Raw genomic sequence first — 21,684 nt, forward strand, 5'->3', positions numbered from 1 at the left:
CTTAGCCCGTGTTGACGCGTCTGACGATACCGTCAAGCCCACAGAAACCGCCACCGAACGGATAGCATGACCTTGAAACGCACGCCGCCTCCCCCATACTGTTCATAATTCATCCAGCATCGAATTCCCCATGTCCGACGCCATCCACGCTCCGATCAACCTGCACGACCCGGGTGTGGTGCCGACCCGGTACTGGCATACGCTGCCGGACGGGAAAATCCAGTGCGACCTGTGCCCACGCGCCTGCAAGCTGCAGGAGGGCCAGCGCGGGCTGTGCTTTGTCCGCGGACGCGCCGGAAATGCCGTGGTGATGACCACCTATGGCCGGTCCAGCGGTTTCGCCCTCGACCCGATTGAAAAGAAACCGCTCAACCATTTCCTGCCCGGCAGTTCGGTGCTGTCTTTCGGCACGGCGGGCTGCAACCTGGCCTGCAAATTCTGCCAGAACTGGGACATCTCCAAGTCCCGTGAAATGGACACGTTGATGGATCAGGCCTCGCCGCAGGCCATCGCCCAAGCCGCCGTGCGCACCGGCGCGCAAAGCGTCGCCTACACCTACAACGATCCGGTGATCTTCCACGAATATGCCATCGACGTGGCGCAAGCCTGCCGCGAACAGGGCATCCGCAATGTAGCGGTGACGGCGGGCTATATCTGCGCCGAACCGCGCGAGGAATTCTTCCGGCACATGGATGCCGCCAATGTCGACCTGAAGGGCTTCAGCGAGGACTTCTACTACAAGACCACCGGCGCACACCTGCAGCCGGTTCTGGAAACCCTGATGTGGCTGAAACGCGAAACGCCGGTGTGGCTGGAACTGACGACACTGCTGATTCCCGGCCTCAACGACAGCGATGCCGAACTGCAGGCGATGACGCAATGGGTGGTGGAACAACTGGGTCCGGACGTACCGATGCACTTCACGGCCTTTCATCCGGACTACAAGATGCGTGACATCCCGACCACACCCGCTGCGACGCTGCAACGGGCACGGCGGATCGCCATGGCCAACGGCGTGCGTTACGCCTATACCGGCAACGTGCATGATACCGAGGGCGGCAGCACGGCCTGCCACCATTGCGGAGAGTTGCTGATTGAACGCGACTGGTATCAATTGGGGGCTTGGGGATTGAATGATCAGGGCGAATGCCGGAACTGCGGTACACCGCTGGCGGGGCATTTCCAGCCTAAACCCGGCAACTGGGGCGCAAAACGGCTGCGCGTGACCATGACCTGAGGGGGCATTCAAGGCTAAGATAGCCGTCACTTTCCACCCGTGAGATTTCCGGCCATGTCGAACGTGCTGCCCTTCCGCAAACCGTCCGCCCCGCCCAAGGGCTTGTGCCAGCACGGATTTCATCGCTGGCAGATCCTGCAGGAAAAACAGTTCGACGTGCAGCAGGGAAAACTGGTCACCGTCTGGCGTTGCGAACGCTGCGGTGAACGCAAGGTCAAGGCGACCTGAAACCACCCTTTGCCATTCCATTGCTTGAGCAACCCATGACTGAACGCACCCCCACCGACTCCTTCCATACCATTCACGGCCTGCGCCTGCATGTGACCTGCTGGCCGGGTGAAGGAGATCCGATCCTGCTGCTGCACGCCACCGGTTTTCACGCCCGCTGCTGGGACGAGGTGGTGCGCCGCCTGCCGGGACGGCCGGTGTTTGCCGTCGACCTGCCCTGCCACGGCGGCAGCGACGCCGTGCGCCCGCCGCCCGGCTGGGATGAAACCAGCGAGATGATTACCGAACTGGTTCGTGAACTGGACCTGCGCAACATCACGGCTGCGGGGCATTCCTTCGGCGGTCATATCCTGGTGCAGGTAGCGGCGCGCGAGACAGACCGTTTCAACAGCCTGTTGCTGCTGGACCCGGTGATCCCGCCACCTGAATTCCTGCCGCTGTGGCAGGCCGCCGGTTCGTTTGAACCGGTGTCTCGCCGCCGCAATGTCTGGGCCTCGCCGGAGGAAATGGAAGAAGCCTTCCGCACGCGCATTCCCTACGACACCTGGCAGCCGGAAGTGCTGCGTGACTACTGCCAGTACGGTCTGGTGAAGGATGAAGGCGCAGACCATTACCGACTGGCCTGTCCGCCGGATTGCGAGGCGGCGGTGTATGGCAACATTGGTGCGCAGACGGTGTATGAACTGTTGCCGCGCGTGACGGTGCCGGTGCGGATTATCCGTGCGCGCGGGCGGCGGGCGGATGACCGGCTGCATGATTTCCGGCCGTCGCCGACCTGGGCGGAACTGGCGTCAAAACTGCCGGATGCGACGGATGTGCAGTTGGCGGAGCAGGATCATTTCTTTCCGATGTCCGATCCGGGGTTAGTGGCAGAGGCGTTGGGGGAGATGATGACAACAGCGTATTGATGATACCGTAGGGGCGCACTGCGTGCGCCTTCGCGGACGAACACACCGATTTGTTCGAAAAAGACAGCCTGTTCGGCGAAGAAGGGCGCACGTAGTGCGCCCCTACGGGAGTTAGCCCTTGAACGTCGACAACCCCGCATCCCCAAACGGCTCATCCCTCTCCTTGACCGCCTGCCGGAACCCCGCCTGCATCGAGCGCTGCTGAAATTCATACCCCTCCTTCGTATGCCTTGTCATCCCGTCCAGCATCGTCCCGATCACCTGCGTCGAATGCAGCCCCTGCGCCATCACCGACTGGTTCAGCAACAACTTCATCATCACCAACTGGTTGATGGGCATGCGCGCAATCCGCTCCAGCAGGCTCTCGAAGCGCTCGTCCAACTGCTCCGGCGGCGCGGACTCGATCGCCAGCCCCCACTCCTTCGCTTCCTTACCCGATAGGCAATCGCCGGTAAACAGCAGCCGCTTCGCCTTCTCCAGCCCGATGCGGTAGAACCACAACGACGTGGTCGGCGACCCCCACACTCGCGCTGGGGGATATCCGATCTTGGCATTGTCGGCAATCACCAGCAGGTCGGAGCACAGTGCCATGTCGGTGCCGCCCGCCACGCAGAAACCGTGCACCTTGCACACCACCGGCTTGTCGCTGTGGAACAGGCTCATGAAGCCCTTCACGTTGCGGCTCATCATCGCGTAATCGACCATCGGGTCCCAGGCTGAATTTGGAATGTGATTCTGCATCTGCACCAGCGGGTCCAGCGGCGAACCTTGCGGACAATCGGGATTCTCCTGCCCGGTCAGCAGCCCTTCCGCATTTTCCACCAGATCATAGCCACCGCAAAAACCGCTGCCATTGCCGGACAGCGCAATCACATGAATGGCCGGATCGAGATTGGCGCGTTCGACGCAGGCGGCCAGCTCGCGCGGCAGGTCGAGGGTGATGCCGTTGCCGCGCGCCGGCCGGTTCAAGGTGATGCGGGCGATGCGGCCGGTGGTGTGGTAGGTGAGGGTTTTCAGGGTGTCCATGTCTGCTCCGAATGATACATAAATTTGCATTAACAGAAATCATGTGTAACATTACCGTTATCAGCAATCAATATCATTTCGGGTAATCCTGATGAACACCAGCTCACCCCTCGCCGACGGCATCCAAAGCGACGCCGTTTACGCCCACAGCCCGGCCACCCGCCGCAAGGTCACCGACCTGTTCAGCCGCGAGGAAATACAGCGCCTGACCGCGCGTTCGGACGCTTGGGGCGCATGGGGCATCGCCTCGACCTGGGGGCTGATCGCCGCCGGCTTTGCCTTGACCGGCTGGGCGCTGACGCTGCCCGCCGCTGCCATGATTCCTGTGGCCGGTCTGGGCGTGGCGCTGCTGGGCGGACGGCAACTGGCGCTGGCCATCCTCTCGCACGAGGCCTCGCACAAGACGCTGTTTGCCAACCCCTGGGCTAACGACGTGCTGGCGGACTGGCTGTGCGCCCGCCCCATCGGTCTGGACCTCGCCAAGTACCGGGTGCACCACTTCATCCACCACACCAAGACCGGCACACCGGAAGACACCGACATTTCGCTGGTGGCGGGCCTGCCCTGCTCGCGCACCTCGTTGCTGCGCAAATTCGCCCGCGACCTCAGCGGTCTCACCGGGCTGAAGTTCCTGCTGGGCCGGGTGCTGATGGACGCCGGGTTCCTGAAATGGACGGTAGCGTCGAAGGTGGAAAAGCTGCCACAGGACGGACGCACGGCCTGGGACGTGGTGAAGACCTTCGCAGGCAACAGCTGGAAAGCGGCTGTGATGAACGGAGTGCTGTTCGGTCTGCTGGCGGCGGCCGGGCATGGCGAACTCTATCTTGCCTGGGTGCTGGCCTACCTGATTCCCTATCCGCTGTTCATCCGCATCCGCGCCATGGCCGAACACGCGGGCACAGAGAAGACCACCGACATGTTCCGCAACACCCGCACCACCCGCGCCGGGCTGGTGGCGCGCACCTTTGTCGCGCCCTGCCATGTCAATTTCCACATCGAGCATCACGCCATGGCGTCAGTGCCTTACTTCCGGTTGCCCGACGCGAATGCGCTGCTGCGGGCGCGCGGGCTGGTGGATGAGCCGCCGGGCTACCTGACGGTGCTGGACCGGCTGTCGTCGGTGCAGGCATGATGAACCACGTTTCAGAAGTGGCGGGAGAGGCAGCATGGTGACAGCAGAATCGTTGATGGCGTTCCTGAACGGGGAATTCCCGCAGAACAAGTGCAAGGTCGAGGCCTTGGGCAACCGCGCGGCGACGGTGCGTCACCCCGTGGGTCATGCGGAGTTGCGGCCGGGCGGCACGGTGTCGGGGCCGGTGCTGATGACCACCGCCGATCTGGCGCTGTACGCCGCCATCCTGGGGGAAATCGGCCTGGTGCCGCTGGCGGTGACTACCAGCCTGAACATCAACTTCATGCGCAAACCGGCGGCGGACCGCGACATTATCGGCGAGTGCAAACTGATGAAGCTGGGCAAGCTGCTGGCGGTGGGGGAAGTGTGGCTCTATTCGGAGGGGCAGGAGGAGCCGGTGGCGCACGCGACGGGGACGTATGCGATTCCGCCCGCGCGCGCCTGAGCCCCGCCCCGCTCAGGGTTTGAAGCCGATACCGTCCAGAAAACGGCGCATGGCTTTCAGGTAATCGCCCTGCCCCCAATGCAGTACATGGCCGCCGGGAAACCAGTGCACGGCCGGGCGGTCCCAGTGCTCCCACAACAGCATGGTGTGTTTGGTGAAGGTGATGCGGTCATCCATGCCGCCGATCAGCAACACGCGATCCTTGGGAATGGCCAGTTGCCAGGTCAGCGGCGAATTCACCGCCAGCGTGTGCCGCGCTTCCTGGATGCTGATGCCCGCCGTGGCCAGCGCCGAACGGATCAGGTGTCCCAGCACCGGCCATTCAAACACCATGTCCACCAGACTGGCGGGCGGCACCACCGGAATGGCGAAAGCCAGCCGATCCTCGACACTGGCCAGCAGCGCCGTGGCGTAACCGCCCATCGAAATACCTGTAACTCCCACCGACGGCACACCGTGCGACAACAGCCAGTCGAGAAATACCCTGAAGTCGTGGATGGCGTGGGCGTGCACTTCGTTCATGTGCAGCGGCCCGTGCGAGAAATAGCCGTGCCCGGAAAACGGCGACAGCAACCCCTGCCGGTAGCCGTGGAATGGCAGGGTGTAGAGCAGCACGTCGTAGCCCTGTTCGTAGAACCATTCCAGCGCAAAGAATTTGCTGTTGACCCAGTAGCTATCCATGATGAAACCATGAATCACGGCAATGGTGGGGCGCGGCTTGTCGCCGTGCTTCCAGTACTGCGCCCAGGCGATCTCGTTGTTGTCGTGGCGGTGGTAATCCTCGCGCACCCGCGGGTTCACCGCCTCGAACGGGCTTTTGAAGCTTAGCAGGTAGGACTGGCCGTCCTTGGGCTGATGCGCCAGCGGTCCGGAGTGACGGACGCGCACGCGGATGCCCGGCTTCGGCTTCTGGAAGAAGGCGTGGGCGTCGCCGTCGGTGGCCAGGTCATGGTAGAAGGCGCGCTCCCTGCGGTCGCGCAGCAGCGTGTCGGGCCGCAGGCTCCACGGCAGCGACAAGGCGGTGGTGGCGGCGATGATGCCCGCGCGCAGCCCCAGGTCGGTCAGTGACGAGGTCTGCATGCGCAACCTCTTGAAGCGGTCCATGCGGTTTACCACCCGGTACGCGGGAAACTGCGGGTCGAGGTTCCGCCACCAGGGGCTGGCAGGGCGCAATTGCGCCGGGCGGCGACGGGGCGTTACGATTTCAGGGGGCAGAACGGGGGACATGGGCCTCGCCGACACGTGGTTGCAGGGGAGGCTGACTAAAGCAAGCGCTTGGCAGGATGTCAATGGCGGCCGCGACGGGGACGTATGCGATTCCGCCACGTAGCCGAACCGGGAATCCAGCATTTACAGTATCGCCGAGATACGATACTGCTGTGCAGGGCCAGCCGGTTCATGCTATCCATGACAAAAGCCGCCGACGGGAAACCCATCCACCATGAGCATCAAGCGACGTACCCTGTTGGGAGCCGGTATGGTCGGGGCGCTCGGCGGCGCCGGCCTCACCGGGCTGGCCTTGCACGGGCGTCAGCCCCGCCCGCGCCAGGTGCCTGCCCTGCCCTCGGGTGTCAGGCCCGGCGGGCAACCCATGAACATCCTGCTGATCGTCACCGATCAGGAACACGCCGACCTGCCGTCCGGACTGCCGCTGCCCGGTCACGAACGCCTGCGCTCCCGGGGAATTGCCTTCAACCGTTTCCACGTCAACACCACGCCCTGCTCACCGTCGCGCTCCAACCTCTACTTCGGCCAGCACACCCAGAAAACGCGGATGGTGGTCAACCACGGCGTCTTCCCCGAACCGGAAATCCCGGATGACATGCCCAGCCTGGGCCACTACCTGCGCGCCAATGGCTATGACACCGCCTACAAGGGAAAATGGCATCTGGGCGGCGTGCCGGAAGGACACCAGTTGACCTACGGCCGCTATCCCAGCAGCCGTGATGCTCTGGAGCCCTTCGGCTTCTCGGACTTCAACTTCGACGGCGATCCGCACGGATCCACCTGGACCGGCTTCAAATATGACGGCCAGATTGCCGCCGAAGCCTCGCAATGGCTGCGCGACCGCCCCCGGGCAAACACCGGCAAGCCTTGGCTGCTGGCGGTGAATTTCGTCAACCCGCACGACATCATGTTCTTCAGCACCGGCGACAGCCAGACCGCGTCCCGACGCCGACAGGACTACCTGTCACCGCTGGCGCAGACGCCCGATGACCCGCTGTATCGCGCCCTGTGGGAGCTGCCACTGCCCGCCAATCGCCATGACGACCTGCGCGGCAAACCGGAGGCCCACGCCAGTTACCTGAAATTCTGCGACATGGCCTATGGCCTCCTGCCGCCCGGTGACGACAGCTGGCGGGCCTACCGCAACTACTACTTCAACTGCATCCGCGACGCCGACCGTCATCTGATGACCGTGCTGGATGCCCTGGAAGCCAGCGGCCAGGCCGACCGCACCATCATCGTCTTCACCGCCGACCATGGCGAAATGGCGGGAGGGCACGGGCTGCGCCAGAAAGGGCCGTTCATGTATCAGGAGAACACGCGGGTGCCGCTGATGGTGGTGCATCCGGACGGACCGAAAGGGGTGCAGACCGAGGCGCTGGGCAGCACCATTGATCTGGTGCCGACGCTGCTGGAACTGGCGGGGGTGGAAAGCCAAAGGATTCACGAACTGTATCCGCAACTGGCCGGGGTGAGTCTGGCATCGTCCATCGCCGGCGCACAGGGGCGCTCGGAACGGGACCGGCGCGGCCACCTCTTCAACTACAACACCACCCATCATATCGACAATGAATTCATCGGTGTGTTGATGGATCATGATGTGCTGGCCGACCGCTTCCTGCCCATCCGGGCGCTGCTGAGCGGTATGTGGCCGATGCCGCGTACCGACCATCCGGCCCTGTTCCGCGGCATCCATGACGGTCGCTACAAGTTTGCCCGCTACTTCAAACCCTCGGAACACCACACCCCGACCGACTGGGCGACCCTGACCGGCCACAACCAGCTGGAGCTATACGATACGCAGGTCGACCCCGGCGAGTTGAACAACCTCGCACGGCAGCCGGAAGCGGTAAAGCCGCTGCTGCTGGCGCTGAATGCACAATTGAATGCCGTGGTGGCGACCGAAGTCGGGGTGGACCGGGGCGATGAACTGGTAGGGCCAGGATTCATGAAACGGCTATAGGCTTCGCCGGCAAATACCGGCTGACGCGTGATTTCAGCAAGGTCACCAGCGCCGGCTCCATCAGGTCGTAATTATCCGGAATTTCCAGACAGATGATGGGTTTGTCGGCCAGATGCGACTGGAAGTTGCGGGTCAGCTTGTTACGCTGCACTTTTTCCATGACAAAGATCAGGTCGGCCCACGCCAGCAGTTCGGGGGTGACGGTGACTTCGGCGTCGTTATTCAGTCCGGCGGAGGCGGTTTCGATGCCGGGCCAGTCGGCGAAGACCTTTTCGGCGGTGGGACTGCGCAAACGGTTCTGGCTGCAGATGAACAGGATATGTTTCATGGTTCCCTCGGGGTGATCGGCGGTCCTTTTTCCCCGGCTAGGTCCGAGGGGGCCGGGGTTAGGAACCATGATACGCCCCGCAAGGTCACTGCTGGAGGATATGTGCAGGCTTCTTGAGCACCCCGGCTGAATTTCGACAGATGAACTTCCAATTGCGACAGTTTTACCGGAGGCTTGGCGGCAATCCCGCCAGTCACCGGAACCCGGCCTCATGCAAGAACCCACCGCAGGCAATCTCTATGCCGATCTCTCCGGGTATTACGACGGCTTCTGCCATGAGGTGGACTACGCCGAACAGGGCGACTTCCTGCGCCGGGCCTTTGACTGCCTGGCGGAATCGACGGGCAAGGATTACCTGGACCTGGCCTGCGGCACCGGGCAATTGCTGCAGCAGATGCATCAGCACGGTTTTGCCGTCGCCGGTCTGGACAACAGCCCGCAGATGCTGGAAGCCACCGCCCGGCGCTGCCCGTCCGCCGCGTTGATGCTTTGCGATCTGGCATCCTTCGACGGACCCGGCCGTTTCGACCTCATCAGCTGTTTCCTGTACTCCATCCACTACAGCCACCCCGTGGCTGCATTGACCGAAACCGTGAATCGGGCATTTCAGGCGCTGAAACCGGGCGGCGTCTTTCTCTTTGATCTGGTGGACAAGAACGGCATCAACAACCGCGATGCCGTCACCCGTCTGGAACGGGACCATGCCCGCTTTACTTTCCGTTCGGGCTGGCGATATGACGGATGCAGTGAAAGCATGGTCTTGCAGGTGGCCATCCGGCGGGAGGACGCCAACGGGGTGCAGGACTGGGAAGACCGGCACCGCATGACCGCCATCACCATTGCGCAGGTGAACGAGCTGATGCGTGACGCCGGTTTCGTCATCACGTTGCTGGAACGGGATTTCGCCCGGCTCCGGGAATGGGAGGGTGACAGCTTCAATGTGATCATGGCGGGCCGGAAGCCATGACGGCCACCCGACAGGAGCGAATCCGGGCCATCCTGAGCGGATGCCCCGAGCTGCAGGGACTGGAAGGCACCCAGATGGAAGTTCTCACCCGTCGGGCCGGACTTGACCACCGTAACCCCGGTGAGCGCCTGTGGTCGCAGGGCGACCCCGTCACCGAGGTCTACATCCCGGCGGGCGGCGTGGTGCGCATCAGCGTCCAGGACAGCGACGGCGGCCTCTTCACCACTGCGCTGGTCCGGGATTGCCACCTGATCGGCGAGGCGGAAGTGTTCGGCATGTTGCTGCAACGGTTCAACGAAGCCTGCGTCTTGTCGCCCCAGGAGGTGGTGCGCCTGCCCGCAAGCGATTTTCGCCAGTGCATTGAGACGTCGCCCGAACTGACCCGTTATTGGCTGCAAACTGCCAACCAGCGCTTCATCATGGCCCTGAAACACGCGCAACTGATGGCGCAGCGCAGCGCCGAGGAACGCCTGCGCTGGCTGGTGCGCCTGCTGCTGGGCTTCACCCCGTCCTCCCCGGACGGGACGGTGACGCTGCCCTTCTCGCAGGAAAACCTGGGCACCATGGCGGCGCTGACGCGCCAGGCCACCTGCAAGGTGGTGGCCGAATGGCGCAGCCGGGGTCTGGTCGACACCGGCTACCAGCGGCTGGACATTCTGCAGGTCCGCCACTTCCGCGACTAGGGCGGCTTACTTCAGCACCACCTCCTTCACCCCGGTCTGGCTGCTGCGGCAGGCCAGCACCCGCCGCTCGCGGCTGAAGGTACAACGCACATCGGCCGGGGCGTTCACCACTGGTGCACGCCCGCCAAGGAAGCTGTCCGGCACGAAGATCTCGGTGACGCCCTGTGCCGGATTATGGCTCCAGCGAAACCGCGCCGAGGCCGGGTTGAAGAGACCGGCGAAATTGACCTTGAAGCTGCCATAAGCACCTGCGGTCCGCCGGGCATAGGGGCGCTCCCGGTAGTTGTTGCGCAGCCGTCCCTTGTCATCCACCACCGACAGGTCCTCGCGGTTCCAGCCGTCCAGGTTTTGCGGCGTCCATTCCGGTGTCCACGACCACTGCGTGGCGGAATCCCCGAAGTTATCGAGGTCATCGTAGATCATCTTGATGTAGTTCGGGGCCAGCAGGAAGGACGGCGTGCCGAACTCGCCCAGCAGCACGGCGGCACCCCAGGTTTTGGCCAGTTCCCGGTTGCGCGCCGCCACCGGTTCGTAGCGGCCGCCCAGCCAGACGCTGGCGTAGATGGTGGCGTCATAGTAGTGCGGGGCAAAAGCGAGGTTGGAAATGGGCATGCGCGCCAGCTTCGTCGTTTCCAGCCCGGAACCGGTCAGCATCTCGGGTTCGACAAAGGCGATCGCATCCGGGTCATGGCGGCGCACACGTTCAATTCCGTCCAGATACAGCTGGGCCAGCAGCCCGGCATCGCCCAGCGGCTCGTTGAGCAGGTCGAAGCCGATGACGTGCGGCTGGTCGGCAAAGCGTTGCGCCAACCGCTCCAGCAGCACCAGATAGCGTTCCCGCGCCGGATTGCCGGGCGTGTAGAAGGCATTGAATACCGCCTCGATTTCACTGCGCTCAGCCATCACCCGCAATGGCCAGAACCAGCACTTGCTGCCGTTGTCCGGTTCGCTGAGGCGGGTGCCCGCCGGGATGGCCCAACGCGGAAATCCCTCGCCGCAACCATCCAGCGTCCAGCGGCTGAAGGCATCCTGGTGGATATCGACAATGACGTAGACTCCAGACGCCGCCGCACGGGCGGACACGCCGGCGTAGTAATCGAGGTAGCTGTCGTCATAGACGCCGGGTGAAAGTTCATAGGCTTCCCAGTTGAACTGCAGCCGCACGACGTTGACGCCGATAGCCGCCAGTTTCTGGAAGAGCAGCGGGTCATTGTTGGGGCGGAACGGCGGCAGCTTGTGCTGCTGCGACAGGTTGAAACCGCGCAGCACCACGGTGGCGCCGTCACGGTCGACAAACCGGCCCTGCGCCACCTGCAATTCCCCGGCGGTGGCGAGGGCGGGCAGCAGGGCCAGGGCGGCCGACAAGGTCTTCAAGGGGTTCATGGCTAGACATCTCCGGAGTTGAGGATGCGGCGACTGTAGCGGGCGGCCTCCACGAACTCTGTCATCCGGATGACAGTCGGGATTCCGGCGCTGGACAACCCCGCCTCCTGCCTGTAGCTTTTCCGCCATCCCGGCCCACTCCGTTGCCACCATGCCCAGCCCGGACCGCCTGCTGAACAGCCTCTCCTTCCCCGCCCAGTATCTGGATGTGGGGGAATCGCTGGCGCGTGCGCTGAACCTGGACGTGACCGACTACTACCGTTACTGCGGCGTGCCCTACCCCCGCTCCACCCAGCCCTGGCAGACACTCAACGGCACCCAGATCCTGCGCTCCAACGCCTGGATCATGGCGCACTGCCCGCCGGGCACGCTGCCGCTGGCCGCGTTCATGGCGCACTTCCCCGTCACCTCGCACGGGCCGATCGGCATGCTGGCCATCACAGCCCCGACGCTGGGCGATGCCCTGCAGGGCGCGCTGGACTATGCCGACCTGCTGATGCCGGTCTTCAACATCCGCCGCCACGACCGGGGGGATCAGGTACATATGGTGTTTGAACTTTTGTATGACCTGGGGGAGATGTCGGCCTTCACCACCGAGACGGTGCTGGTGGCCTTCCTGCAAATCCGCCCCTTTCTGAACGGAACCGCCATACGCGTGCCGGAAGTGCATTTCACCCATGCGCCGCTGGGCAACCCGGCCGATTACGAACAGGCCTTTGGCGTCCGCTTCCACTTCCACAGCCCGGTAAACAAGATTGTGCTGGCGCGTCAGGACCTGGCAACACCGCTGCTGGCGGCCAGCCCCACCTCGCACCAGTTGCTGCGGGAAACGCTGGACCAGCAGAAACGGTCACGACCGGACAGCCGCCCGGTGACCCAGGCCGTGCGCCGGTTGCTGCAGCAGGCCCTGCGCGACAACCGGCTGCCGGACGCGGCGGTGATTGCGGAACATCTGGCCCTCTCCCCCCGCACCCTGAGCCGGCGTCTGAGCGAGGAAGGCGTGACGTTGCCGAAGCTGCGCGCGGCGGTGGGCATGGAATATGCGGAATGGCAGTTGCGTGAAACCGACCGCAGCATTGCACGGATTGCCGAAACGGCGGGCTTCAATGACGCAGCCGCCTTTGCCCGCGCCTTCCGGCGCTATGGCGGCATGACGCCGAGCCAGGTGCGCAAGAGTGCGGACGGCGGGTCGCCGTAATATCCGAATGGCGGACAGGGCACGGCATTGGCGGTATGGCATGGGCATTTCTGCCATCATGGACTCCGGGGAACCCATTGACGCCAAAACAAGGGCCTATTGCATGCGAAGCCTCATCCAGCGCGCCTTCAGCGCCGAAAACCCTTAACCCGGAGCCGTCATGTCCACAGCGGTCCCGTCAATCAGGTCCTGGAAGTCAACCACCGTCATCGGCCGCCCTTCCGCCAGCACCGTGCGGACATGCGCGGTATAGGAGCCCATGGCGCGCCGGGTATTCGCCTGCGAGGCTGACGACAGGAACGCGTTCTTCTCGAATTCCATGCCCTCATTCCAACTCATCGAAGCCGCCTGATAGACCGCCTGCTTGATCGCCTGCACGGCAAAGGGCGAGCGGCGCGCCATGCGTTCGGCCAGGGCCATGGCTTCGTCCATCAGGGACTCGACGGGAACCACCTTGTTCACCATGCCCATCGCCAGCGCTTCCGCCGGGGTGATCGGCCGCCCTTCCAGGCAATGCTCCAGCGCCTTCGCCACGCCCAGGCTGCGGGTCAGCGCCTGAGTGCCGCCACCACCGGGAATCAGCCCGATCAGGATTTCCGGCTGGCCGATCATCACGCCGTCCTCAGCGCTGCCTTCGATCATCACCCGGAAATCACAGGCCAGCGCCAGCTCGCAGCCGCCGCCCATGGCGCGGCCGTTGATGGCGGCAATGAATACCTTGTCCATGCCGCGCATCTTCGCGGTCACTTCGTGGAACAGGTTCATGTCCGAGACACCTGCCATCGGCGTATGGCTGAGCAGGCGGCGCGCGCCCGGCACGCGGTCCATCAGGGCTTCGGTGCGGGTCATAGCCTTGACCACTTGCGGGCTCATGGTGAACGGCACCGAGGCCACCGCCTGGTCAATCTCGTCAACATCAAAGTGGGTCAGGAAGACGCCCTGGGTGCCGGTCAGGATGACTGACCCGATATCTTGGCTGGCGGCGATCTCGTCCAGCACCCGGTTCAGCGCGGACATCATCGCCGAAGTCAGGAAATTGGCGGGCGGATTGTTGAGGGTCAGCACCAGCACGCGGCCGTACAGGCGGGACTGGAGAGTATCGGTGGACGTGATCATGGTATGGCTCCGGTTTCAACAGGAATGGAGGGGGAAGCGATCGGCTCAGTGTGCAAGGGTCAGGATTTTCCTGCGTGTGGAGTGCTCCCCAGTACAGCAGCGGACAATGACTCAATGCCGGATGCACAGAGTAAGTTCAAAAAAGGAACTCAGTCAACACCGCACGTCTTTTTATTCCTCCCCGCCCGGCGACACTCGCATCCGACGGCGGAATTCGCGCGGCGAGATCCCCGTCCACTGTTCAAACGCATGCGTAAAACTGCTGGGAATGCTGTAGCCCAACTGATACGCAATCTCCTGGCAACTGGTCGAGGTCCCGGTCAGCAGCAACACTGCCAGCAAACGCTTGTTTTCCTGCGCCAACTCCGTAAAGGTGCAATCCTCTTCCAGTAACTTGCGTTTCAGCGTCCGCCCCGACATGTTCAGCAGCGCGGCAACGTCCTCCAGCCCGGGTGTCAGATGAGTTGAGGTAAACGCCATGAACGAGAACCAGATCCGTGACTTCATGACCCAGGAAGCCCGCAAGACCAACGGCGCCAGCATCGGCATTCCGGCGCGGCTGATGGATTTCCCCCTGCCGGAGGGCAGTCCCGCCTATGCCTTTTTTGGCGGCAACGCGCTGGCCTCATCGCTGTTCGCCGTGTTCTCCGCCATCTTCCCGCCGGGAGAGCGCTTCTTTGTGGAATCAGCAGCTGGCCTGCACCAGTTTCATGGAGCACTTCACCGCACACTTGGCCGAGCAATGGCTGACCCATGAGGAATTCCTCGCCACCACCGATCCGCAGATGCAAAAGCTGTGGTACTGGCATGCCCTTGAAGAGCTGGAACACAAGTCGGTGGCCTTTGACGTACATGCCAGGGTCAGTGCGTCGCCCTACCGGGAGCGGGTGCTGGCCGGGCCGCGGTGCTGTGCGCGCTGCTGCCAGGGATCGCCTTCAGTCTGTTCTGGCTGGTGGCGAAGCAGGGGGAGGCGCTGGCGCTGCGGGAACACCGGCGCGGTTTCAAGTCGCTGCTGGGGCGCAAGGGCTTTATCAGCACCGTACTGGCACGGGTGCCGGAATATTTCGCCCGCGACTTTCATCCCTCACAGCAGGAAACCCGCCAGTTGGAGCTGCAGTGGCGGGAGCGTTTGTTTGGCAGGCAAGGTGAACTCAATGACTATTTCCGCAACCGGAGCGCCGTGCAGAAGGCGGCTGGCGTAGCGGCTTTCCTGATGATGCCTGCCGGTGTCCCCATGCCGCCCAGACCCCGGCCGGCGAGGACGCTGGCGCAGTTATCGAGCCGGGCAGGATCATGAAGCCCGCTGGCTCCGGGCCTTGCGAGCCGTGACCCCGCACCCGGCGGAGCCGGATCACAGCGGACTGCGCCGGGCTCTACTGCACGGTGTCATGGTCTGGACACAGCAGTGGTATTGCCAGAATGAGGAGCAGCCGATAATAAAATGACCTACCGTGCCTGATTGTTAAGCCAGATGCTCGCTTGGGCGTAAGCATCATCCAGTTCTGTCAGCAGTGCCGGAATCCCTGTTTGTTTAGTCTCATCTGTTGCGGTGAACTCCAGAGTCTTGCAGAGCTCGGACATGCTCACCAAGCCCATGGTTGCCGCACCGCTCTTTAGTTTGTGTGCATGGAATGAAACGGCTTCGTAGTCCTGTTTCCGGACGGAAGCGTTAAGTTCCTGCAGCGAATCAGGCGTATTTGACAAATAGTTGGCAATAAACCCATCCAGAATCGGCGGCTGGCCAGGCCTTTGCAGCTGCCTGATCATATCCAGCCGGGTGACATCATATTCGTAAAGGCTGGATGTGGACTCATGACGGTCCTTCTCGACATTGACCGGGCTGGGAATATCCGTGTAACCGGCAACACGGTCGTGACCCTGAATACTGGCTGGCAGCCAGCGCGCCAAGACTTCCCGGAGTTGCCTGCTGTCAAAAGGCTTGGCCAGGTAGTCGTCCATTCCTGCGTTCAGACAGCGCTGTTTGTCCTCGGCCATGGCGTGTGCGGTCAGAGCCACAATCGGTGTGCGGAGCCCGGAATTCCCGGCATACGCCTCTTGCATCCGGATCGACCGCGTTGCCTGGTAGCCATCCATTCCAGGCATCTGGCCGTCCATCAGGATCAAATCAAACGGTTGCTTGCGAAACCATTCCACGGCGCCGATACCGGTATCCGTCAGAATGACCTGCCCGCCCAAGCTTTCCAGAATGGCAGCTACATACTGCTGGTTCAAGAGGTTGTCTTCGGCCACCAGAATCGTTTTTCCGGCCAGCATGTCGACAGAAGCCTGCGAGGCCATGGCGGTTGCCTGACGGTCATCCGCGAGTACCAATGGCCATAATGCGGCATAAAAGCGGTAACGGTTCAGCGGAAGAATCACATTGCCGATTTCCGGGGAAGTGATTGAGCCCGGCCCCATCGCCACCAGGCGCAAATCCGGAAAACGATCCCTGATGGATTGCCATGCCGCGCCTGAGTCGTCCTGCATCAGACGCCAACTAATCAGGCAGCAATCAAAAGGCCGGTTTAATGCCGCTTCACTTAATAGCCGTATTGCTTCCATGCAGTTACCGGCATAGGTCACTGTCTGTCCCCATGCCTTCAGCAGGGACTCACAGGCCCGATACATCATGGTTGTCTCAGCCACCACCAGATACCTGGATGGAAGTTGGGATGGGTACTCCTCCAACCACTCTGGAGCAGAGTTGGATTCATGTACCATCTTGAGCGGTAAGAAGACCGTGAATGTTGAGCCTTTCCCCGGCTCTGACTGCAGGGAAACATGGCCTCCCATAGCCTCCGCAATCTGTCTGACTATGGTGAGACCAAGACCCGTTCCGCCAAAACGCCGTGTGGTGGAGTCATCCGCCTGGCTGAAGGGTTCAAAGATCAGTTCCTGTTTCTCCGGTGGAATTCCGATGCCGGTATCCATGATGCCAAAGGAAATTCCGCCTTCCGGTGGTTTTCGCAATGACAACACCACCTGGCCTTTGGAAGTGAATTTTATAGCGTTACTCAACAGATTCAGCAGTATTTGCTTCACTCGTTTTTCATCGCACAAAAAAGACCAATCAATCCGATAGTCGATGTCCTGAACCAGCGTCAGGTGGCTTTCAAACGCTTTCGAGGCGCAGGTGTCCAACACATCTTCAATCAAGTCAACCAGATCAATCTCGCGGGACTCCAACTGTATTTTTCCGGACTCCAGTTTGGAGACATCGAGGATGTCATCGATAAGCAGCAACATGTGCTTGCCGGCTTTGCGCAACTGCGCCATCAAACGGGACTGGTTTTCGGTCAGTCGCGCTGCCTCCATCAGTTCGGCCAACCCCAGGATTCCATGCAAGGGGGTGCGCAGCTCATGGCTCATATTGGTCATGAAACGCTGACGCGTTAAGCTGGCGCTTTCCAGCTCCCGGGCGCGAATCTCTGTTTCCAGTGCTTCATGCTCAATCAGCAGATTTCGTTCGTGTAACTTTTCCTGTTCGGTGATGTCTCGCACCACCAAAATAAACCCTTGGGAGGTTGATCGGCTGACCCAGGTGGATGCAGAAATTTCAATGACTTCCCCGAAGCGGCTCTGATACATGTTCCAGCGTGCGCTGGGGTTTTTCAGCAATGTCCGCATCAGTTCGACGGCTTCACTTTCGGACACATTGAAAAGCTGGAGCAGACTGGCGCCGATCGGAGACAACGGGCTGTTCAAGGCCTTGACTGCGGCGCTATTGGCAAATTCGAGCTTGGCATTGCGATCGAATACAAAGACCATGTCCAATTGTGAGTCCATGATCCCGGTAAGCATGTCCCGATCCACGGTTGACCGTTGCAAAGCCATGGCCATGCCCTCCAGCGCCATGGCCAGTTTGGCAAACTCTCCCGGCGCATACGCTAACTCCGCATCAAAGCGGCCCAAGGCATATTCGGAAGAAAGATCCTCGATGGCGTCAATAGCCCTGAGATTCTGATAACTGTAGTAGGCGAAGAAGCATGCCATCACAATGACGGCGACCACGAAAAATACGGTTAAGCGTCGGGCCCAGACCTGCCGGTCCTGGTGTATTGCCTGTATATAAGTCGCGATTTCATGGTTTTCGTCCGCTATGATTTTCTCCAGTCGCGGGTCAAAGTACATATTGACCCACCCCTCCCATGTCGAAATTGTCAATAGCAGCATTTTTTTGCCATCGATATCCGTGGACTGGAATACCGGACCCAGATCTTTCTGCTGCCGCTTCAGAAACCGGTCAATCGCATGGAGATCACGTACTTCTTCGCCGGCGTTGTCGGTCTTCAGGCTGCTGGAGGAATAGAGGCCAAGCCAGTCCTCCACAATTTTTTGAGCCTCTTGGTTGCTGTCGTGGCATTGCTCCAAATAGATGTCCATATCGGTATCGGCATACATCAGACACTGACGTAAACCACCCTGTACCGTGTTGTTCAGCCTCCAGCCCAGGACCATCTCGCTCACGGACTGGTCAAGACGGCCTATGAGTGATTCGGTGCTCTTTTCGGCTGCAAGAATGATCAACTGGAAACAGGCCAGAAACAACACCAGCAGCATGATGCCGGCAATCGACTGAAAGCGGAGGGAGCCGGCTTTCAGGCGTGGCAGCATTCGGAGGAACCTGTTTGACATCGGCAGCCTGCAAGAAATGGAAGCAATCGGCAGCCAGCCCATTACGTCCGCCGGGCGGTAACTAGCCCTGATCCAGCCCGACGCACAACGGAGCGCGGTGGCTGCGTATATCTGGTTAAGCGCTGTATGGCGGAAGCTCTCGTACGCATAGAAATATCCCGCCGCTATCGCTGTCAGAAATAATGACGACATCGATTGATCTGACTGAACCGTCCTGTGCTTTCAAGTCATACTGCAACCGCTGACGGCTGTTCTGACGGCGGGCAAGCTCCACCGCCTCCAGCATTGATGAACTGATCTCCTGCGGGAAAAAACTTTCCAGCCGGTTCAGTTTCAGTGACAGGCCTTCCCATTGGAGCGCCTGTCCCAAATCACCCGGCTTCAAATCAATAATCCGGTCCTCAAGAGACAGCGAAAAGATGCTGTCCGGCAATCCCATCGCCACCTGATTGCTTGTGCTGTGCTGACGCCGTTCAGACTTCAGTGCATGGCTGCTGTTGATCCAGAAATCCACTTGATGGGCAAGCAGCAGCCAGTTGATAGGCTTGGTGACGAATTCATCAGCCCCGGCCAGAAATGCTTCCGTAATGGCAGAGTCATCTTCCAGACCGGTCACCATGACGATGGGTATGGAATGGTCACGATCCATTTCCCTGATACCCTGACAGGCCTCATAGCCATTCATGACAGGCATCCGGATGTCCAGCATCACCAGATCAACATCGTGGAGCCGGAAAAGTTCCAGCGCTTCCTTGCCATCAGCAGCTTCCAGTACATCAAGGCCTTTATTTTCCAGAGCCATTCGCATTAATGAGCGGATGGCATCATCATCGTCCGCAACGATTACTTTCGGATTATTGTTGTTCATGCTCATAGCTCGCTTACCCTTCGATTGCTGTTTACCGGATGCCGTCCGGTTATGATTTTCAATTTACTCATCTTACACACAGTGTTAATGATCTAAAAGTCAAATTATTCCTGAACTCCTTAACGGTTGTGAATTTTTCAGGTCAGACTGCTTATCCAAAAAAATACACCGAGCGCTCTGTAAATTAACAATTAATTGACGATTGATTTCGATAATGCAAAATCATTTGATATCCGTCCATGCCCCGCAGGCAGCGTGATTATTAATCAAGCCTGAGCAGGCAGGAAATCTGCGACATGTTCACCTACCATAATACGATGTTATGCGGGTTGTTAATCCCGATAATACTTTGGCCGGCTGCGGCTACGGCTGACTTTGACGATCTTTCACTGGAGACGTTGACCAGCGTCTCTGTCATGACGGCTTCACGCTTTGCCCAACCCGAGTGGGAGGCACCGGCAGCGATTACGGTTATTGACCGGCAGACCATCGCTGCTAATGGTTGGCGTACGCTGGCTGACATCATTCAGGCGCTGCCGGGTTTTGTCGGAGCCTCCGACGGGGTGTACTCCTACGCCGGAACGCGAGGAATATTTCTTCCCGGAGACTTCAATTCGCGTTTTCTTTTGCAGATTAACGGCTTCCGGCTGAATGACAACATTGTTCAGCAGGCTATGATCGGGGAGGAGTTCCCACTGGATGTTGGGCTTATTGACCGTGTCGAGTTTCTGGCTGGTCCCGGATCCCCTGTACAGGGTGCAAACGCCATGTTCGGGGTCATTAATGTCGTTACGCGCCGTGGTTCGGAGATGCCGGATTTCGAGGCGGCTGTGCGTGTATCCTCCGAAGGTTACAGCTCCGCTCAGATATCCGCCGTGCGGCAGCTGGCCGGCGGGGGCTTTCTGACAGCGTCTGCAGGGGGGAGCTATCTGCCTCCCGGCGAAGCCCGCTACGATGACCCCAACGGCGCCCTGGTCGATGTCAACGGACAAACCAGTGGAGGAGTGGCCAGCCATGCGAATGATCTGCGAGGCATCCGGCTCTTTTTACGTTACGAGAACGACAACCTGGCCGTTTCGGCGCACTACGGATCCCGCGATATTTTCCCGGGCAACTCGCCCTACGATGCGGTATTCAACTCACCTCAACGCCAAAAAGTCACGGACACCTTATGGAGCGTGAATGGCGTCTACGCCTTCACCCTCGCGAATGATGCCATGGTTGAAACGCGTATGGATGCCTCAGGATACACATTTGATGCGCTGAGTCCCTATGCCGATCAGCCCGGCCGGCTTTACCTGAATCGCTATCTCTCCTCCGGATTCTGGGTTGGTGGTGATGTCCGTCTTCTCTATACCGGCCTCCGCAACCATGATCTCGTTGTTGGTGTGGAAGTCCAGCAGGACATTCGCGCGTTGCAGCATAACTACGATCTGGGGACGCCGATCAATGCCGAGTTCCGGACCGACCCCCGCGAACGGCAGTCAGGACTCTACGTTCAGGATCAGTGGCGTATTGGCGATAGTTTTCGTTTCATCAGCGGTTTACGGCTGGATGCCGACTCAACGGCGGACAGTATGTTGAGCCCCCGGCTTGGACTGATTTACCGGCAGGATGATGGCCTGATCGTCAAAGTGCTTGGCGCGCGGGCATTCCGCCCCGCCAACGATTACGAGCGCGAATACAATGACGGTATCCGCTATCTTGGCAACGCCAACCTGAGTCCTGAAACGCTGGATACGGGTGAAATAGTTCTGGAACAAGCTACCCGGCGTTATTCAGCGCGCATCTCCTTATACCGCTACGACTTTAGTAACCTGATTGTCTCTACCTCGTTGGCCAATGGGGGGCTTCAATTCCAGAATAATGCGCGTGTCCGGACCTATGGTGTGGAGGTCTCCGGGAGAACATCCCTTTCTGAGCGTTTAACGGTGGGCGGTTCTGTGGTCATGGCGCGTTCACGGGATATGACGTATACCTCGCCGGGCTACAGCCCCCATACCGTCCTCAAGCTGGACTTCGCATGCCGGCTCTCTCCTCAATGGAGCCTGACGGCCGAAGGGGGTTGGATATCCGCCACTCCATTGCAATGGCATGGAACATCCGTTCAATTGCCGGCACGAAGCAATCTGAACCTGACGTTAAGCAGGGTGCGATTGGTGCCTGGTCTGGATGCAACGCTCCGGATAGGCAATGTGTTCGGTGATAAAGATCCTGTCCCCACAACCGAAGAGGTTCCGATTCCAACGCTCCCTGGCGCAAAGCGTTTTGCGGAGGCTGGAGTGCGATATGCCTTTTAGGCGTTACTTGTTGATGTTGCTGGTATTGTGCTTTCTGGCG

At 60.6% G+C, this 21,684-nt stretch carries 20 protein-coding genes and 1 pseudogene; 13 read left to right on the top strand and 8 right to left on the bottom strand.

All coding sequences use genetic code 11. The annotated features are described in order from the left end of the window. Positions 1-130: 130 nt before the first annotated feature. Genes amrS through Q7T36_RS10730 form a run of 3 tightly spaced genes read left to right on the top strand, consistent with a single transcriptional unit; the run spans position 131 to position 2,373 of the window. Entirely contained in the window at positions 131-1,237 is a 1,107-nt protein-coding gene (gene amrS, locus Q7T36_RS10720) for an AmmeMemoRadiSam system radical SAM enzyme (protein WP_304847870.1), read from the top strand. A gap of 54 nt (positions 1,238-1,291) precedes the next feature. Then, positions 1,292-1,465 carry a hypothetical protein gene (locus tag Q7T36_RS10725; RefSeq protein ID WP_304847873.1) on the top strand — a complete coding sequence of 58 codons (174 nt, stop codon included), beginning with the start codon at positions 1,292-1,294 and terminating at the stop codon, positions 1,463-1,465. Positions 1,466-1,500: 35 nt separating this feature from the next. Next, positions 1,501-2,373, top strand: coding sequence for an alpha/beta fold hydrolase (locus Q7T36_RS10730; RefSeq protein ID WP_304847876.1), 873 nt, complete (start codon positions 1,501-1,503; stop codon positions 2,371-2,373). Positions 2,374-2,484: 111 nt separating this feature from the next. On the opposite strand, the gene Q7T36_RS10735 is transcribed toward Q7T36_RS10730, so the two are convergent. Continuing rightward, complete coding sequence (locus Q7T36_RS10735; RefSeq protein ID WP_304847879.1) at positions 2,485-3,399, bottom strand: crotonase/enoyl-CoA hydratase family protein; 915 nt, start codon at positions 3,397-3,399, stop codon at positions 2,485-2,487. Positions 3,400-3,490: 91 nt separating this feature from the next. Between Q7T36_RS10735 and Q7T36_RS10740 the strand changes: the two genes are divergently transcribed. Then, entirely contained in the window at positions 3,491-4,531 is a 1,041-nt protein-coding gene (locus Q7T36_RS10740) for a fatty acid desaturase family protein (protein ID WP_304847883.1), read from the top strand. 34 nt (positions 4,532-4,565) lie between these two features. Continuing rightward, positions 4,566-4,976: a PaaI family thioesterase gene (locus Q7T36_RS10745; protein ID WP_304847885.1), complete on the top strand. Its 411-nt coding sequence runs from the start codon at positions 4,566-4,568 to the stop codon at positions 4,974-4,976. 12 nt (positions 4,977-4,988) lie between these two features. Here Q7T36_RS10745 and Q7T36_RS10750 read toward each other — a convergent pair whose 3' ends face one another. Next, entirely contained in the window at positions 4,989-6,203 is a 1,215-nt protein-coding gene (locus Q7T36_RS10750) for a S9 family peptidase (protein ID WP_304847888.1), read from the bottom strand. A gap of 214 nt (positions 6,204-6,417) precedes the next feature. On the opposite strand from Q7T36_RS10750, the gene Q7T36_RS10755 reads away from it, so the two are divergent. Beyond that, on the top strand, positions 6,418-8,166 hold the full coding sequence (locus tag Q7T36_RS10755; protein ID WP_304847891.1) for a sulfatase-like hydrolase/transferase: 1,749 nt from the start codon (positions 6,418-6,420) through the stop codon (positions 8,164-8,166). On the opposite strand, the gene Q7T36_RS10760 is transcribed toward Q7T36_RS10755, so the two are convergent. Continuing rightward, a complete protein-coding gene (locus Q7T36_RS10760; protein ID WP_304847894.1) occupies positions 8,150-8,494 on the bottom strand; it encodes a low molecular weight protein tyrosine phosphatase family protein in 345 nt (114 codons plus the stop codon). The genes Q7T36_RS10755 and Q7T36_RS10760 overlap by 17 nt on opposite strands. 211 nt (positions 8,495-8,705) lie before the next feature. Here Q7T36_RS10760 and Q7T36_RS10765 point away from each other — a divergent pair, with 211 nt between their 5' ends. Continuing rightward, positions 8,706-9,461, top strand: a complete 756-nt coding sequence (locus Q7T36_RS10765; protein WP_304847897.1) for a class I SAM-dependent methyltransferase — start codon at positions 8,706-8,708, stop codon at positions 9,459-9,461. After that, positions 9,458-10,144, top strand: coding sequence for a Crp/Fnr family transcriptional regulator (locus Q7T36_RS10770; protein ID WP_304847899.1), 687 nt, complete (start codon positions 9,458-9,460; stop codon positions 10,142-10,144). Before Q7T36_RS10765 ends, Q7T36_RS10770 begins: the two co-directional genes overlap by 4 nt. Before the next feature lie 6 nt (positions 10,145-10,150). On the opposite strand, the gene Q7T36_RS10775 is transcribed toward Q7T36_RS10770, so the two are convergent. Beyond that, the gene (locus tag Q7T36_RS10775) at positions 10,151-11,527 is read right to left on the bottom strand and encodes a cellulase family glycosylhydrolase (protein WP_304847902.1); all 1,377 of its coding nucleotides are present in this window, start codon (positions 11,525-11,527) and stop codon (positions 10,151-10,153) included. Between the two features lie 151 nt (positions 11,528-11,678). On the opposite strand from Q7T36_RS10775, the gene Q7T36_RS10780 reads away from it, so the two are divergent. After that, positions 11,679-12,725, top strand: coding sequence for an AraC family transcriptional regulator (locus Q7T36_RS10780; protein ID WP_304847905.1), 1,047 nt, complete (start codon positions 11,679-11,681; stop codon positions 12,723-12,725). A 144-nt stretch (positions 12,726-12,869) separates the two neighbouring features. On the opposite strand, the gene Q7T36_RS10785 is transcribed toward Q7T36_RS10780, so the two are convergent. Next, positions 12,870-13,841: an enoyl-CoA hydratase/isomerase family protein gene (locus Q7T36_RS10785; RefSeq protein ID WP_304847907.1), complete on the bottom strand. Its 972-nt coding sequence runs from the start codon at positions 13,839-13,841 to the stop codon at positions 12,870-12,872. A gap of 171 nt (positions 13,842-14,012) precedes the next feature. Next, a complete protein-coding gene (locus tag Q7T36_RS10790; RefSeq protein WP_304847909.1) occupies positions 14,013-14,321 on the bottom strand; it encodes an AraC family transcriptional regulator in 309 nt (102 codons plus the stop codon). Between Q7T36_RS10790 and Q7T36_RS10795 the strand changes: the two genes are divergently transcribed. The 3 genes and pseudogenes from Q7T36_RS10795 (at position 14,320) to Q7T36_RS10800 (ending at position 15,138) form a co-directional block, all read left to right on the top strand. After that, complete coding sequence (locus Q7T36_RS10795) at positions 14,320-14,598, top strand: hypothetical protein (protein ID WP_304847912.1); 279 nt, start codon at positions 14,320-14,322, stop codon at positions 14,596-14,598. The two genes, Q7T36_RS10790 and Q7T36_RS10795, sit on opposite strands and share 2 nt — an antisense overlap. Further along, a pseudogene (locus tag Q7T36_RS18000) lies at positions 14,552-14,677 on the top strand (metal-dependent hydrolase); the annotation flags it as partial. The gene Q7T36_RS10795 and the pseudogene Q7T36_RS18000, both read left to right, overlap by 47 nt. 68 nt (positions 14,678-14,745) lie before the next feature. Next, positions 14,746-15,138: a hypothetical protein gene (locus tag Q7T36_RS10800; RefSeq protein ID WP_304847915.1), complete on the top strand. Its 393-nt coding sequence runs from the start codon at positions 14,746-14,748 to the stop codon at positions 15,136-15,138. A gap of 149 nt (positions 15,139-15,287) precedes the next feature. Here Q7T36_RS10800 and Q7T36_RS10805 read toward each other — a convergent pair whose 3' ends face one another. Both Q7T36_RS10805 and Q7T36_RS10810 read right to left on the bottom strand, forming a co-directional pair. Further along, positions 15,288-18,455 (bottom strand): ATP-binding protein, encoded by a 3,168-nt coding sequence (locus Q7T36_RS10805; RefSeq protein WP_304847918.1) that lies wholly within the window; start codon positions 18,453-18,455, stop codon positions 15,288-15,290. Between the two features lie 136 nt (positions 18,456-18,591). After that, positions 18,592-19,344, bottom strand: coding sequence for a PleD family two-component system response regulator (locus Q7T36_RS10810; protein WP_304847921.1), 753 nt, complete (start codon positions 19,342-19,344; stop codon positions 18,592-18,594). A gap of 296 nt (positions 19,345-19,640) precedes the next feature. Between Q7T36_RS10810 and Q7T36_RS10815 the strand changes: the two genes are divergently transcribed. Further along, entirely contained in the window at positions 19,641-21,644 is a 2,004-nt protein-coding gene (locus Q7T36_RS10815) for a TonB-dependent siderophore receptor (RefSeq protein WP_304847924.1), read from the top strand. Positions 21,645-21,684: the final 40 nt, after the last annotated feature.

It is taken from the genome of Fluviicoccus sp., assembly GCF_030646115.1.
Lineage (GTDB): Bacteria > Pseudomonadota > Gammaproteobacteria > Pseudomonadales > Moraxellaceae > Fluviicoccus.